Origin of the sequence: Bacillus sp. Marseille-P3661, assembly GCF_900240995.1 — a bacterium.
Lineage (GTDB): Bacteria > Bacillota > Bacilli > Bacillales > Bacillaceae_J > OESV01.
Map to the genome: position 1 here is coordinate 751,206 of NZ_LT965953.1, position 14,360 is coordinate 765,565.

General features: G+C 35.3%; 16 protein-coding genes and 2 other annotated features. Of the genes, 14 read left to right on the forward strand and 2 right to left on the reverse strand.

Features of this window, described 5'->3' with window-relative positions:
• The first annotated feature begins 22 nt into the window (after nt 1-22).
• The 10 genes from speD to C1724_RS03415 all read left to right on the forward strand — a co-directional run bounded on the left by speD (nt 23) and on the right by C1724_RS03415 (nt 9,315).
• Nucleotides 23-406 (forward strand): adenosylmethionine decarboxylase, encoded by a 384-nt coding sequence (gene speD / locus C1724_RS03370; RefSeq protein ID WP_102345320.1) that lies wholly within the window; start codon nt 23-25, stop codon nt 404-406.
• 448 nt (nt 407-854) lie between these two features.
• Nucleotides 855-1,310, forward strand: a complete 456-nt coding sequence (gene nrdR, locus C1724_RS03375) for a transcriptional regulator NrdR (RefSeq protein ID WP_102345321.1) — start codon at nt 855-857, stop codon at nt 1,308-1,310.
• Between the two features lie 137 nt (nt 1,311-1,447).
• Complete coding sequence (locus C1724_RS03380) at nt 1,448-2,887, forward strand: replication initiation and membrane attachment family protein (protein ID WP_102345322.1); 1,440 nt, start codon at nt 1,448-1,450, stop codon at nt 2,885-2,887.
• A gap of 3 nt (nt 2,888-2,890) precedes the next feature.
• Complete coding sequence (locus tag C1724_RS03385; protein ID WP_102345323.1) at nt 2,891-3,727, forward strand: ATP-binding protein; 837 nt, start codon at nt 2,891-2,893, stop codon at nt 3,725-3,727.
• Nucleotides 3,728-3,999: 272 nt separating this feature from the next.
• On the forward strand, nt 4,000-4,875 hold the full coding sequence (gene ytxC, locus C1724_RS03390) for a putative sporulation protein YtxC (RefSeq protein ID WP_102345324.1): 876 nt from the start codon (nt 4,000-4,002) through the stop codon (nt 4,873-4,875).
• A gap of 439 nt (nt 4,876-5,314) precedes the next feature.
• Nucleotides 5,315-7,261: a threonine--tRNA ligase gene (gene thrS / locus C1724_RS03395; protein ID WP_102345325.1), complete on the forward strand. Its 1,947-nt coding sequence runs from the start codon at nt 5,315-5,317 to the stop codon at nt 7,259-7,261.
• A 175-nt stretch (nt 7,262-7,436) separates the two neighbouring features.
• Nucleotides 7,437-7,564: a sequence feature (ribosomal protein L20 leader region), on the forward strand.
• Nucleotides 7,565-7,629: 65 nt separating this feature from the next.
• On the forward strand, nt 7,630-8,151 hold the full coding sequence (gene infC, locus C1724_RS03400) for a translation initiation factor IF-3 (RefSeq protein WP_142386542.1): 522 nt from the start codon (nt 7,630-7,632) through the stop codon (nt 8,149-8,151).
• Between the two features lie 40 nt (nt 8,152-8,191).
• On the forward strand, nt 8,192-8,389 hold the full coding sequence (gene rpmI / locus C1724_RS03405) for a 50S ribosomal protein L35 (protein WP_017756071.1): 198 nt from the start codon (nt 8,192-8,194) through the stop codon (nt 8,387-8,389).
• Between the two features lie 40 nt (nt 8,390-8,429).
• A complete protein-coding gene (gene rplT / locus C1724_RS03410) occupies nt 8,430-8,786 on the forward strand; it encodes a 50S ribosomal protein L20 (RefSeq protein WP_102345326.1) in 357 nt (118 codons plus the stop codon).
• A 259-nt stretch (nt 8,787-9,045) separates the two neighbouring features.
• Nucleotides 9,046-9,315, forward strand: a complete 270-nt coding sequence (locus C1724_RS03415) for a DUF1294 domain-containing protein (protein ID WP_102345327.1) — start codon at nt 9,046-9,048, stop codon at nt 9,313-9,315.
• Between the two features lie 66 nt (nt 9,316-9,381).
• Here C1724_RS03415 and C1724_RS03420 read toward each other — a convergent pair whose 3' ends face one another.
• Nucleotides 9,382-9,780, reverse strand: coding sequence for a sigma-w pathway protein ysdB (locus tag C1724_RS03420; protein WP_102345328.1), 399 nt, complete (start codon nt 9,778-9,780; stop codon nt 9,382-9,384).
• A 198-nt stretch (nt 9,781-9,978) separates the two neighbouring features.
• Here C1724_RS03420 and C1724_RS03425 point away from each other — a divergent pair, with 198 nt between their 5' ends.
• Nucleotides 9,979-10,467, forward strand: coding sequence for a dUTP diphosphatase (locus tag C1724_RS03425; protein ID WP_102346721.1), 489 nt, complete (start codon nt 9,979-9,981; stop codon nt 10,465-10,467).
• 114 nt (nt 10,468-10,581) lie between these two features.
• Nucleotides 10,582-11,670 (forward strand): M42 family metallopeptidase, encoded by a 1,089-nt coding sequence (locus C1724_RS03430; protein WP_102346722.1) that lies wholly within the window; start codon nt 10,582-10,584, stop codon nt 11,668-11,670.
• Between the two features lie 139 nt (nt 11,671-11,809).
• On the opposite strand, the gene sspI is transcribed toward C1724_RS03430, so the two are convergent.
• On the reverse strand, nt 11,810-12,022 hold the full coding sequence (gene sspI, locus C1724_RS03435) for a small acid-soluble spore protein SspI (protein WP_102345329.1): 213 nt from the start codon (nt 12,020-12,022) through the stop codon (nt 11,810-11,812).
• A gap of 124 nt (nt 12,023-12,146) precedes the next feature.
• Between sspI and C1724_RS03440 the strand changes: the two genes are divergently transcribed.
• Nucleotides 12,147-12,905, forward strand: coding sequence for a TrmH family RNA methyltransferase (locus tag C1724_RS03440; RefSeq protein WP_180994109.1), 759 nt, complete (start codon nt 12,147-12,149; stop codon nt 12,903-12,905).
• Nucleotides 12,906-12,988: 83 nt separating this feature from the next.
• Nucleotides 12,989-13,240, forward strand: a binding site (T-box leader).
• Nucleotides 13,241-13,326: 86 nt separating this feature from the next.
• The gene (gene pheS / locus C1724_RS03445; protein ID WP_102345330.1) at nt 13,327-14,358 is read left to right on the forward strand and encodes a phenylalanine--tRNA ligase subunit alpha; all 1,032 of its coding nucleotides are present in this window, start codon (nt 13,327-13,329) and stop codon (nt 14,356-14,358) included.
• Nucleotides 14,359-14,360 lie beyond the last annotated feature (2 nt).

Genomic DNA, 14,360 nt, shown 5'->3' on the forward strand with positions numbered 1-14,360 from the left:
TTTATTGTTAGGGGGATGTACTATGGAAACAATGGGTCGTCATGTTATTGCAGAGCTTTGGGGCTGTAATGTTGAAAAGTTGAATGATATCAAGTTAATTGAAGAAACTTTTGTGAATGCTGCATTGAAGGCCGGTGCTGAAATTCGTGAGGTAGCGTTTCATAAGTTTGCTCCTCAAGGTGTTAGTGGAGTTGTAATTATTTCGGAGTCACATTTAACGATTCACAGTTTTCCTGAACACGGCTATGCAAGTATCGATGTTTATACATGTGGTGATCGTATTGATCCAAACGTGGCAGCAGATTATATTGCTGATGCGCTTGAAGCATCAACTCGTGAGAACATAGAAGTTCCTCGTGGAATGGGTCCAGTACAATTTAAGCAAGAAAAAGTGAAAGTATTATAAACTTACTTCAACTTGATGTTTAATAATAGTAAAATAGAGTCTTGTACTACTTGATTATGACGTTGTCTTAAGACAGGTCTATCCGATCTTTAGTTTAGTTTTCAAAAGTGATAACTAAAGATTGGATGGTCCTTTTTTATTTTTTTGGACTTGAACTAGGGCGCTTGCAACTTTTATTCATTTCCATCATTTTTTAGCCATTCGGCATATCTACATATTTATATAGTTAGAGAAATTTCACCCTTCCTCAAACGTGAAGTTGTCCTGAATTCCGAGAAAATTTGCATCTATGCATTATTAATTGATGTTAATGTGATAAAATGGGTAAAATAAGCTCAAAAATATTGTTTGGATTCTTATTAGTTAAAATGCTTGTGAAGTATTCATATTTTTTATATCATATATTATAGAGTATAGTCGGAATTTGTCTATTAGCGGAGTTGATGTTATGCGTTGTCCAAATTGCCAACATAATGGAACAAGGGTTCTTGATTCACGACCAGTCGAAGATGGCCGATCTATCAGAAGAAGAAGAGAATGTGAGGAGTGCCATTATCGTTTTACAACATTTGAAAAAGTTGAAGAAATACCATTAATTGTAGTAAAAAAAGGCGGAACAAGAGAAGAATTTAGTAGAGAAAAAATACTGCGTGGGTTAATCAAGGCTTGTGAAAAAAGACCAGTTCCATTACAAACACTTGAAGATATAGTCAATGATATTGAAAAAGAATTAAGAAATCAGGGCGTTTCAGAAGTGAAAAGTGTTGATGTTGGCGAAATGGTTATGGACCATCTTGCAAAAGTAGATGAGGTAGCCTATGTACGTTTTGCTTCTGTCTACCGACAATTTAAAGATATAAATGTTTTTATAGATGAGCTAAAAGATCTAATTAAACGCGACTAAAAAGGGCTTTTAAAATAAAGCTCTTTTTTCAATATGTTGGAATTCCTAATAAGAAATGAAAAGTATATAATTTTGTACGTACTTGTCCAGCTGTGACCAAGGTGTTTTTGCTGATTAGACAATAAGGGGGGAGTTTTGTGAGTGAGCATTGGAAAGAGCTGCTTCCGGTTGATTCATATATAGTCCGAGTAAATGGCTTACTACAGGAATATGACCGTAAAGTTCTAACTTTGTTATATCAACCATTAATTGGCTCAAGTTGCTATAGTCTTTATATGACCTTATGGAGTGAATTAGAATTAGATCGTATATGGGGAAGTGAAAATACTCATCATCATCTTATGGGGATGATGCAGCATAATTTAAAGCAAATTCACAATGAGCGTAAAAAACTAGAGGGTATCGGTTTACTTAAGACATTTGTAAAAAAAGAGGATTCCTCGCGATTATTTATATATGAGTTACAACCACCACTTTCCCCACACGTCTTTTTCAATGATGGCGTTCTTAATATCTACTTATATAATCGATTAGGTAAGACAAGCTTCAATAAGGTAAAGAAATATTTTTCAGATAAAGGTATTGATGAGACTGATTATTTGGATGTGACCAGTTCCTTCAATGACGTTTTTCGTTCGTTGAGTCCATCTGAGTTTAAGGTTTCAAACTTCGAAATGACCCATGCGCTTGAACAAAATGATGGGGAAGAATATATCGATAGAGCTGAATCGCCAGGTATTACTATTGATAGTGAGATTTTTGATTTCCCTCTATTTCTGTCGGGAATATCAGATTCGTTAATACCAGGAAGTTCATTTACAGCTAAAGTTAAAGAAGTTATTGCTAAACTGGCATTTATTTATAATATTGATCCGATTGAAATGAAAAATGTCGTTATCCAAGCTTTAGATGAACATGATCAAATTGATATAGAAGAGTTAAGAAAAGCTGCTCGTGATCATTATCAGTTACTGAATGGTGATGCATTACCAAAGTTAGTTGAAACTACACAGCCAATGTCCGCACGTCAAATGATGAATGTAGAACCAACAAATAAAGAGGAACAATTAATCAGTCGGCTTGAAGAAATCTCACCATATCAATTGCTAGTGGAGATATCTGGTGGGGTGGAACCGTCTCTTAACGACTTGCAAATAATTGAAAATGTGATGTTCAATCAGAAGTTAAATCCAGGTGTGGTTAACGTTCTAATTCATTATGTTATGCTTAGAACTGATATGAAATTATCAAAGAATTATGTCGATAAAATTGCTGCCCATTGGGCCCGGAAAAGATTAAAAACTGTAAAAGAAGCAATGGATTTGGCAAAGGAAGAACACCGTCAATACCAAGACTGGGCACAAAAGAAGAAAGATATTAAAGAAACTAATCCCAAAGCTAATCAAAGGTATTCAAATAGTAAGATGAATCCTGAGATGAAACGAAGAATGTTAATGTTAGGTGCTACGGAAGAGTTTGAAACACAGACAAAAACTGAACCAACGGCACCAACAGACGAAGATCGACTTAAACGTAAGAAAAAGATGCTTGACCTATTAGAAGGAAAGGGGGATTAAACATTGAAAAAGGTTGGGAATGTAATGTCTGCAATGTTTGGCAATAACTTTAAGGATGCAAATACAAAAAAGGAATATTATTGTGAAGGATGTAAACAGCAGGTAAGGGTTCAAGTACTACCGATTTTAGGAGGACCTAATAAAGGTAACTTACAGGAATTCAAAATTGGCTGTAAGTGTCCTGATATTGCACTGGCAAATGAGATTGAACAAAATGTGGAGCAATTAAAAAAGCAACGATTTTTTAAGTATTTTGATCAAAATTCTTTAATGAATGATGATATTAAAAAATCAACATTTGAAAACTATATTCCTGAAACTAACCAACAGGAAGATGTAAAAGAGTTTTGTATGTTATATGCAGAAAAATTTAATTTACGTGAGAATCGTCCTAAGAATTTATTGTTTCATGGAGATACAGGAATTGGAAAAACCCACCTCGCTGTTTCGATTCTAAAAGAAATTTTGAAAAAAGAGTATAGTGGGCTGTTTATTAGCTTACCGTTGCTTTTAACAATGATTAAAAATACGTATTCCAAAAATGATGAAAGTGGAATGACTGTTGTTGATATCTTTAAGAAAATGAAGAGTATAGATTTGCTAGTAATTGATGATATGGGTGCAGAAGCAGGATCAAATCATGATATCCAAAAGATTTTTGAACTGCTAGATAGCAGATTAGGTAAACCAACTGTCTTTACAACAAATTTAAATTACGAGCAGTTTTCAGAAACCTTTGGTAAAAGAAATGCATCTAGAATCCTTAAGGATACGATCATAATTAAATTAGATGGTCCTGACTATCGTAAGAAAGATGCAAATATTGAAGAATGGATGTAAGTTAATAAAGGGGCTGTTCAGAAGTCGTTAAAGGTGACTTTTTTGGGAACAGTCCCTTTGTTGATTTGTCTGGAGTAATTTGGATTAAATGTTATTCGGACAGCCTTACTATTGGTTTTAGGTACTAACCTCATAGTTTGAGGATGGGCGCCTGTTGACGGAAATTTCACTTTATTTTGCTCTCTAGTTGTCTTTTATTCATTTTTTTGAAGTTGTCCCCATATACATGTAACAGGTATTTACTGTTGTTACGGTAAAGGGGGGACATTGAAATGATTACAATTCAATTTCGTGAAAAGAAGGATGCTATTATTTTTTATCATCAATTAAAGCAATTTAAGCATGAGAATGCGTATAATGTGGATGCTCAAGTTATTTATGAACCTGAGGTTCTAGTGAAAATAAATTTAGATAAATCGTATGATACCTTGATTGTTAACGTAATTATACCAGTCTTAGTTCAATATATATTAAAGGTTATTGAAGTCAGATGGATGAAAGAAATGATTAGAAACATGTTTTATTTTAGTGATGAGGAAGAACAGAGACAAATCATGTCTGTAGCAAGATCCATAATTGATGGTGAAAGTCATGAAAGTTCATATATATCAAAAGACATTGAATTAACTAGAGAAAAAATGATTGAACATGCGCTTAAAAACTTCTTAACCAAAAGTGTTTCATTTTCCTTTGATGCTTTCTTGCAATTTAGATTAAAGGATTATCGTTTTCGCTTGCTGCAATACATCGAAGCAGCAATTGATGAATATAAGCTAGAACAAGAATATCAAAACTTTATTGAAAACTTACGCAGCTATGTTTATCGAAAGGAACCTTTAATCGATACAATTCATCTGACTTTTAATAAGGGCTCATTTACTTTTTATGATAATCACTTTGTTGAACTAAGCTCGGATCACTTGAAATTTATTATTGATGAACAGTTGATGTATATGGAGGATTTGGACACAGAGTCGTTGGTGATAGCGCCTTTAATATCAATTGCTCCACGGATCATTTATTTATATACAGATCATTTGGATTACGGGTTAATTCAAACGATCCAAAATATTTTTCTGGAAAGGGTAGTTATTCGTCCAAAAAAGGATTTTTTCGATTCAAAAGAACATTTTTCGGAGAACTACTAGAGCAAGCCTTGCTTTTTATGTCGATATGTGCATATAATACGTACATAAATAATAACAATAACTGATAAGTTATGATGAGGATATGAGGTATTTTTACGGTATAGTAGAGAGGGAAATCACTGGCTGAAAGTTTCCTATACACGGAAAATAGCTTACCACCTTTAAACTTCAACAGGAATTAACTGTTGACGGTTAATTGCCGTTATCTAACTTCAAGCCGTATCTAATGGATGGATCCGTTCTTGGTTTAGAATACTTTGTAATACAAATCTACATAGTGTTTAAATTAAGCTGTGAAATCGTCATCATCTATTTAAGCGGGAAGAAGGGTGGAACCACGAGTATAACACTTGTCCCTTAGTAGGGATAAGTGTTTTTTGTATTTCCAATCAGTTATTACATAGCCTAATTCGACTAAAACACGAAGGAGTGAATGACAATGTCAGAAGTAATTAAATTATCGTTTCCCGATGGAGCTGTAAAGGAATTTCCAATTGGAACAACAACTGAAGATATAGCACAATCAATTAGTCCTGGATTAAGAAAAAATTCATTAGCTGGTAAACTCAACGGAAAGCATGTTGATTTACGTACGCCTATTGAAGAAGATGGTGCGATTGAAATTATTACATATGATTCTCAGGATGGACTTGAGGTTTTGCGCCATAGTACTGCACATTTAATGGCACAAGCGATCAAGCGTTTATATAAAAATGTAAAGCTTGGTGTCGGTCCAGTTATCGAAAGTGGCTTTTACTATGATATTGATATGGAAGAATCGTTAACACCGGAGGATTTACCAAAAATTGAAAAAGAAATGCAACGCATTATTGATGCAAATATTCCAATTGAACGTACAGAGGTGTCACGTGAAGAAGCGATAAAAATGTATGAGGAAATTGGAGACAACTTAAAAGTTGAGCTAGTAAATGCGATCCCTGAAGGTGAAACAGTATCAGTTTATACACAAGGTGAGTTTTTTGACTTATGCCGCGGCGTTCATGTGCCATCGACAGGGAAATTAAAAACATTTAAGTTAATGAGCATTGCTGGAGCATACTGGCGTGGGGATAGCAATAATAAAATGTTACAACGTATTTACGGCACAGCTTTCCCAAAAAAGGCACAGCTTGATGAGCACTTAAAACTGTTAGAGGAAGCAAAAGAACGCGACCATCGTAAATTAGGAAAAGAATTAAATCTTTTCACTGTTTCTCAAAAAGTAGGACAAGGGTTACCGTTATGGATGCCAAAGGGTGCAACGATCCGTCGTATTATTGAACGCTATATTGTTGATCTTGAAGAAAGATTAGGTTATAGCCACGTTTATACACCTGTATTAGGTAGTGTAGAACTATATAAAACTTCTGGTCACTGGGATCACTATCAAGATGACATGTTCCCACCAATGAAAATGGATAATGAAGATTTAGTACTGCGCCCTATGAACTGTCCACATCATATGATGGTGTATAAACAAGGTATTCACAGCTACCGTGAGCTGCCAATCCGAATTGCTGAGCTTGGGACAATGCATCGTTACGAAATGTCAGGTGCTTTAACTGGATTGCAACGTGTGCGAGGTATGACATTAAATGATGCTCATATATTTGTACGTCCTGACCAAATCAAAGATGAGTTTAAGCGGGTTGTTAATCTTGTTTTGGCAGTGTATAAAGATTTTGATTTTAAAGATTATTCGTTCCGTTTATCATACCGCGACCCACAAGACACAGAAAAATATTTCGATGATGATGTAATGTGGGAAAAAGCGCAATCGATGTTAAAAGAGGCAATGGATGACCTAGGCCTTGATTATTATGAAGCAGAAGGTGAAGCGGCTTTCTATGGACCTAAGCTTGATGTTCAAGTTAAAACAGCTTTAGGCAAGGAAGAAACTTTGTCAACGGTACAATTAGACTTTTTATTGCCTGAACGTTTCGACTTAACGTATGTAGGTGAGGATGGAAAGCAGCATCGTCCGGTTGTTATTCACCGTGGGGTTGTATCTACAATGGAGCGTTTTGTAGCCTTTTTAATTGAAGAATATAAAGGGGCATTCCCTACTTGGTTAGCACCTGTACAAGTAAAAGTTATTCCAGTATCTAGTGAGGCACATCTTGAATATGCTAATTCAGTAAGAGAAAAGCTGCAATTCCAAGGATTCCGTGTGGAAGTGGATGAGCGTGATGAGAAAATCGGCTATAAAATTCGTGAAGCACAAATGCAAAAAATACCTTATATGCTAGTAGTCGGCGATAATGAAATGAATGGTGACAGCGTAAATGTTCGAAAGTATGGTGAAAAGGATTCTGAAACAGTATCATTCGAGCAGTTTTTAACGTCTATTAAAGCAGAAGTTCAGCGCGACAGTCATGTGAAATAAGGCAATCATTAAAAGATGTAGGAATTTCCTGCATCTTTTTTTTCTAAACTACTTGCATAATTTTTATACATCAGTTAAGATAATTTACGTTGCTTATAAAAATCAGATTTGGCCATCTTGACAATAATGGAACTTTAGTGATATTATTTGTTAGGTGAAATTGAATATTTGTTTGTGGAACAAGAAGAGGCACCCGCTTCTCACCTGATTGACGCAATTTTGTTGTTGACAGGTTATACGCAATCTTTAAATAGAGATCGTGAATCGTGGGTGTAGTATGTATGCCGACGTTTTTTTGTGTGATTTTTAAATTACATAAGTACGTCGCCCAAACGAAAAATTCAGTGAAAATTACCTGGAGGTGGCTAATTATTAGTAAAGACTTATTTATTAACGAGGCTATTCGCGCACGCGAAGTTCGTCTAGTTGGTGCGAACGGTGATCAAATCGGTATTAAGTCAAAAAATGAAGCTTTAGAAATGGCGCAAAATGCTAACCTAGATTTAGTAATGGTTGCACCGAATGCAAAACCGCCTGTTTGCCGCATAATGGATTACGGTAAGTTCCGTTATGAGCAACAGAAAAAGGATAAAGAAGCACGTAAAAATCAAAAGGTTATTAATATTAAGGAAGTTCGTTTGAGCCCTGGTATAGAAGAACATGATTTTAACACTAAGCTTCGAAACGCCATTAAGTTTCTTGAAAAAGGCGACAAAGTAAAAGCAAGTATCCGTTTCAAGGGACGTGCGATTACGCATAAGGAAATTGGGCAACGAGTACTTGATCGTTTAGCAGAGCAATGTGCAGAAGTTGCTACTGTTGAACAAAAGCCAAAAATGGAAGGACGCAGTATGTTTATCGTACTGGCGCCTAAAGCAGAAAAACAATAACTTTATTCAACGAAAGAATTATCTAAAGGAGGAAACCCAAATGCCTAAAATGAAAACTCATAGGGGTTCAGCAAAGCGTTTCAAAAAAACTGGAAGCGGCAAAGTGAAGCGTTCACACGCATACACTAGTCACTTATTTGCAAATAAAGATCAAAAGCAAAAGCGTAAGCTTCGCAAAGGTACATTAGTAAGTGCTGGTGACTACAAGCGCATCAAGCAAATGATCACAAACTTATAAAAATAACGGAATTTGACATAGATCTTAGGAGGTAAACATAATGCCAAGAGTAAAAGGTGGTACTGTAACGCGTCGTCGTCGTAAACGCGTATTAAAATTAGCAAAAGGTTATTTCGGTTCAAAACATACATTATTTAAAGTTGCTAAGCAACAAGTAATGAAATCTTTAATGTACGCATATCGCGATCGTCGTCAAAAGAAACGCGATTTCCGTAAATTATGGATCACTCGTATTAACGCAGCTGCTCGTATGAATGGTCTTTCATACAGCCGCATGATGCACGGACTAAAAGTTGCTGGTATTAACATTAACCGTAAAATGCTTGCAGAACTTGCAGTTAGTGATGAAAAGGCATTTGCTGAATTAGCAGCAAAAGCAAAAGCTAGCATTCAATAATAACTGAATGAAAAAGGTCATTCCTGAGGTGGAATGACCTTTTTGCGTATACAGCTGTTTTCATACTAACCTAGAAAGAGCAACAGCGGTTAGCAAACATGATGAAAGGTTGATCATTAGAAGTAACGGTTACCGAGGTGGAGTAGGCTCCGATAAAAACAAAAATCGAGGAATGCTGCAATCAACGGAGTTAGGTGCCCGGGGAAACTGAAAAAAGAATGATAGTTTTCAATAATAAGCCGTAGAGGAGCATAAAATAATGTATCTTTTATTAGGAATCATAATATTGCTAAATATCATTACCTTTATTACTATGTATGTCGATAAACAACGATCAAAACGAGGTGAATGGCGCATACCGGAGAAAAGATTATTTGCCTTATCCTTAGTAGGAGGCGCTATAGGGACGTTTTATGGTATGAAAATGTTTCGTCATAAAACACAGCATAATTCGTTTAAGTACGGCATTCCAGTCATGATTATAATTAATCTGGGAAGTTGGTTCTCAATCTATCAATATTTACTTTAGAATTTAAACTTTAAAATATATAAAAAGATAAGCCGTAGCAATTTGTAGCTGCTACGGCTTAAAAGCTTAATGAATGTGGTTATGTTTTTCGATGAATTCCTTAATCGGACTTTTCCATTTAATGTGAGCATTTGGATAATTCATTTTAACTTTCTCCTCAATACTCATAAAATCCTCATAGTTGAGCCCTTGTAATTGGTCTGTTTTATTTGCACATATAGTTATTGAAACAACTTCAAATGCTTGATTTGTTGTACCTAAATATTTCTCTCCTTCAAACAGAACGCCTTTTAATGTAATTAAGAAGTTTTTACGCACATTTTGTCGGTCATCTAGCATATAAAATGTCTTTTGCTCATGAGCCAATTCAAGTTTCCGTTTAGGGTTATTTATATATTTAATCGTTGTATATATTAAAAAAATAATTAATGCGAAGATAAGTAATCTTAAAATGATTACAAACATAATACGGACCACCTCTTAATTTATAGTAAAAAATTATTCTTTTAAATACAATACAAGCCTAAATTAAAAATTAATCTATCTTAAGTATCACGGCTTAAACTATTATAATATATGATACGATTTCACATAGTAATAAGTTTCGCCTTATCTATAAATTCTGGTAGTATAAAGAAGGATACGATGGGAGGAAATGGAGAAATGTTTGAGGAACTATTTCAGCTTCAAAAAGAGCTTGATGAACGAATTTTGAAAGAGCACGAATTACATAATGAAAATTTGATGGACAGAAAAATAATGGCCTTACTCGTTGAATTAGGTGAACTTGCTAATGAAACAAGATGTTTTAAATTTTGGAGTAAAAAACCTCCAGCTGATAGAGATGTTATTCTAGAGGAATATGTAGATGGCATCCACTTTATTTTATCATTAGGCTTAGACCTAAATGTTGTTAATAAACTTAACTTGGGAATTGGAAATCAGCAAATCTTCGGTTTAGTTGATCAATTCCATGTAGTTTATAAAAGTATCAACGAGTTAAGAGAAAACCAACAGCTCCAACAATATCAAAAAGTTTTTAATGAGTACTTAATTCTAGGTGATTTATTAGGCTTTTCGTGGAAAGATATTAAGGAAGCATACATAAGTAAAAATGAGGTTAATCACCAGCGTCAGGATCAGGGGTATTAATCTTACTTTTGTAAAGTGCAAAAGTAAACGTTATAATTGATTTATTAAAGTTTAATTGGTAATAAATGGTGAGCTGTATTTTTATTATTTACTCAGGAGGGAATGATAACAGATATGTCAAAACCTTTAGATGAAACATTAGTAATGTTAAAAGATTTAACGGATGCAAAAGGTATTCCTGGTAATGAACGTGAAGTGCGTGAAGTGGTAAAAAAGTATATATCTCCATATGCTGACGAAATTACGCAAGATAACCTTGGCAGCTTAATTGCCAAAAAGGTGGGTAAAGCTGATGGTCCTAAAATCATGGTTGCGGGCCACTTGGATGAAGTAGGTTTTATGGTAACACAAATTACTGAAAAGGGCTTTATTAAATTTCAAACAGTTGGTGGCTGGTGGTCACAGGTAATGCTAGCACAGCGCGTTACTGTTATGACAAGAAAAGGAGATATAACTGGCATAATTGGCTCGAAACCACCGCATATATTATCTCCTGAAGCTCGTAAAAAGCCTGCGGAAATCAAGGATATGTTTATTGATATAGGTGCATCTAGTAAGGCAGAAGCGATGGAATGGGGAGTACTTCCAGGAGATTCGATCGTACCTTATTTTGAATTCACAATTATGAACAATGAGAAAATGTTGTTAGCGAAAGCGTGGGACAACCGAATTGGTTGTGCAATCGCAATTGATGTATTAAAAAATCTTAAAGGTGTCGAACATCCTAATACTGTATTTGGTGTGGCGACTGTTCAAGAGGAAGTTGGCTTGCGCGGTGCTAAAACAGCAACAGCGCACATTCAACCAGATATTGGATTCGCGGTTGATGTTGGGATTGCGGGCGACACACCAGGCATCAGTGAGAAGGAATCGATGAGTAAAATGGGAGAAGGACCACAAATTGTTCTATATGATGCATCGATTGTAGCTCATAAAGGACTACGTGATTTTGTTGTTCAAACAGCTGAGGAAAATAATATTCCTTTTCAATATGAATCAATGCCAGGCGGTGGCACAGATGCAGGGGCTATCCATTTAACGGCAAATGGAGTACCCGCTTTATCCATAACAGTCGCTACGAGATATATCCATTCAAATGCCGCAATGCTGCATCGTGATGATTATGAAAATGCTGTTAAGTTAATTGTGGAAGTCATTAAAAAGTTAGACCAAGATACAGTGAATAAAATCATTTTCGATTAGAAGCGGCATTTGCACAGAAAAAAGGAAGATCTTCTGCAGAGGATCTTCCTTTTTATTCTAAAGAAAGTTTAACTTTATTAATGGTTAAAGTAAAAGAAATAGGGCCTTGATCTTCCTAATGGGACCCCTATTCGAAAAGTTAAAGCTTTTGCAGGCCACCTTTTAGGTTAGAAAGCATTTCTTCTTTTTCTTCTTCGTTAGCATTTTGCCAAATTACTTCGAAGAGTACGCCTAGACCTGGAAGCATTTTTTCTTCTTGGCTAGTAATTGCATCAATAATCGTATCTTCTAGCTGCTCCTTTGTGTTGTCAGCAACGTTTTGAATAATAGCATGACGGAGATTTAAATTCATTTACAGCCACTCCTTTGTAGTTTAAATTCCTGCATGGCAGACATTTTTAGTTTTCTCTGAAACGAATTGTATTATGTAAAGTATTCTAGCTATAATGAATAGGTATATGGAATGAGGTGTACAGATGATAAAAAGAATTGAATCTTTACAAAACCCTAAAGTAAAAGCATGGAAAAAACTACATACAAAAAAAGAGCGAGACAAAACTGGCTTATTCTTAATTGAAGGAAATCATTTGATTCAAGAAGCATTAAAAAATAAGGCGATCATCCAAGAATTAATAATCCGTGATGATCAAGACTTTTCACAACTGGATATTGGTGATGCTGTTGTTTATGAAGTAACCGTAGAAATTATGAAGCTGCTTTCTGAAACGGAAACTCCACAAGGAATTTTGGCAGTCTGTGAAATGGAGAAGTGTACTGATATTGATTACACTTCAAAGACTAAGCTTTTGTTACTTGATAATGTTCAAGACCCGGGAAATGTAGGCACGATGATTCGAACAGCTGATGCAGCTGGTGTGGATGCCGTTGTTTTAGGTGAAGGTTGTGTCGATTTATATAATGCTAAGGTAATTCGATCTACACAAGGATCATTATTTCATATTCCCGTTTTAAAGGGAAATCTTGAGGAATGGATTGACCGTATTCAAAACAATGGAATCCAAGTATACGGTACTGCATTGGAAGGTGCAAAGGAATATACGACTATTTCAAAACAGGAATCTTTTGCTTTAATTGTTGGGAACGAGGGTAATGGAGTTGACCGCAAGCTGTTGATGAGAACAAATGAAAATTTATATATTCCTATTTATGGAAAGGCTGAATCGCTGAATGTCTCTATTGCAGCTGCAGTATTGTTATATCACTTGAGAGCTTAAATCAATATTAAATATAATTTTATGACTCCATTTGCGGATTTTTTAAACTTATACTATAATAATTAAGAAAATTTGATAAAGTTAACATTGCGATGATAGAACATAGTATGTTACCGCTCACCAACTAGGGAGAAGATGCCATTGACTGAAAGCATCTTTATGGATGATGTAACAGAATTCACTCTTGAGCTGACATTTGGACCTTACATATCCCGTAAGTAAAGATGCTCCGGTTAGATAAACCGTTATTGAAATGAAGTGAACAGTAGTATTAGCTTTGGCTTACAATACTGTTAATTAGGGTGGTACCGCGAATAAAAGTCTTCGTCCCTTATATTTGGATGGAGGCTTTTTTATTTTGCCTAAAAATTTAATTAACTGCAATGTTCTAAAAATGTATTGAATAAAAGGAGGAATTTTGATGCAAGACCGTTTAAAAGAGCTGCAAGCAGAAGCATTAGAAAAAGTTGAACAATCTCAAGACTTGAAAGCATTAAATGATATTCGCGTAGCGTATTTAGGTAAGAAGGGGCCTATCACAGAGGTATTACGTGGAATGGGAAAATTATCTGCTGATGAGCGACCAATCATTGGGCAGTTAGCGAATGATGTAAGGGCAGCTATTCAGGAGAAACTTGAAGAAAAGGTAGCTGTCCTTGAAAAAGCGGCAATTGAAGAGAAATTAGTTTCTGAAACAATTGATGTTACTTTACCCGGACGTCCTGTGCAAACAGGAAATCACCATCCACTTATTTCAGTAATTGAAGAGATCGAGGATTTATTTATTGGAATGGGCTATCAAATTGCAGAAGGTCCTGAAGTTGAAAAGGATTATTATAATTTTGAGGCACTAAATTTACCAAAAGGGCATCCAGCGCGTGATATGCAAGATTCATTCTACATAACCGAGGAAATTTTATTACGTACGCATACATCCCCTGTTCAGGCACGGACGATGGAAAAGCATGAAGGTAAAGGGCCAGTCAAGATTATTTGCCCTGGTAAAGTTTATCGACGTGATAATGATGATGCAACACATTCACATCAATTTATGCAAATTGAAGGTTTAGTTGTTGATGAGAATATTCGTATGAGTGATTTAAAAGGAACACTTGAAGTATTTGCTAAGAAAATGTTTGGTGAAGACCGTAAAATACGTCTCCGTCCTAGTTTTTTCCCATTTACTGAACCATCTGTTGAGGTGGACGTATCTTGTATGTGCGGCGGTGCAGGTTGTTCGATCTGTAAACAAACAGGCTGGATAGAAATCCTTGGAGCCGGAATGGTTCATCCGCATGTATTAGAAATGGCTGGATTTGACTCTAAGAAATATACTGGTTTTGCTTTCGGAATGGGACCGGAAAGAATTGCAATGTTGAAGTACGGTATTGATGATATTCGTCATTTCTATACAAATGATATTCGATTCTTAAAACAATTCAAACAAGCTTAAAT

Bases quoted from the DNA above. Each gene is read 5' to 3' on its own strand.
- C1724_RS03430 (WP_102346722.1), top strand. From the start codon at position 10,582: ATGTCAAAACCTTTAGATGAAACATTAGTAATGTTAAAAGATTTAACG.
- rplT (WP_102345326.1), top strand. From the start codon at position 8,430: ATGCCAAGAGTAAAAGGTGGTACTGTAACGCGTCGTCGTCGTAAACGC.
- speD (WP_102345320.1), top strand. From the start codon at position 23: ATGGAAACAATGGGTCGTCATGTTATTGCAGAGCTTTGGGGCTGTAAT.
- sspI (WP_102345329.1), bottom strand. From the start codon at position 12,022: ATGAATTTAAATCTCCGTCATGCTATTATTCAAAACGTTGCTGACAAC.
- nrdR (WP_102345321.1), top strand. From the start codon at position 855: ATGCGTTGTCCAAATTGCCAACATAATGGAACAAGGGTTCTTGATTCA.
- C1724_RS03415 (WP_102345327.1), top strand. From the start codon at position 9,046: ATGTATCTTTTATTAGGAATCATAATATTGCTAAATATCATTACCTTT.
- C1724_RS03420 (WP_102345328.1), bottom strand. From the start codon at position 9,780: ATGTTTGTAATCATTTTAAGATTACTTATCTTCGCATTAATTATTTTT.
- rpmI (WP_017756071.1), top strand. From the start codon at position 8,192: ATGCCTAAAATGAAAACTCATAGGGGTTCAGCAAAGCGTTTCAAAAAA.
- pheS (WP_102345330.1), top strand. From the start codon at position 13,327: ATGCAAGACCGTTTAAAAGAGCTGCAAGCAGAAGCATTAGAAAAAGTT.
- C1724_RS03440 (WP_180994109.1), top strand. From the start codon at position 12,147: ATGATAAAAAGAATTGAATCTTTACAAAACCCTAAAGTAAAAGCATGG.
- thrS (WP_102345325.1), top strand. From the start codon at position 5,315: ATGTCAGAAGTAATTAAATTATCGTTTCCCGATGGAGCTGTAAAGGAA.
- C1724_RS03425 (WP_102346721.1), top strand. From the start codon at position 9,979: ATGTTTGAGGAACTATTTCAGCTTCAAAAAGAGCTTGATGAACGAATT.
- ytxC (WP_102345324.1), top strand. From the start codon at position 4,000: ATGATTACAATTCAATTTCGTGAAAAGAAGGATGCTATTATTTTTTAT.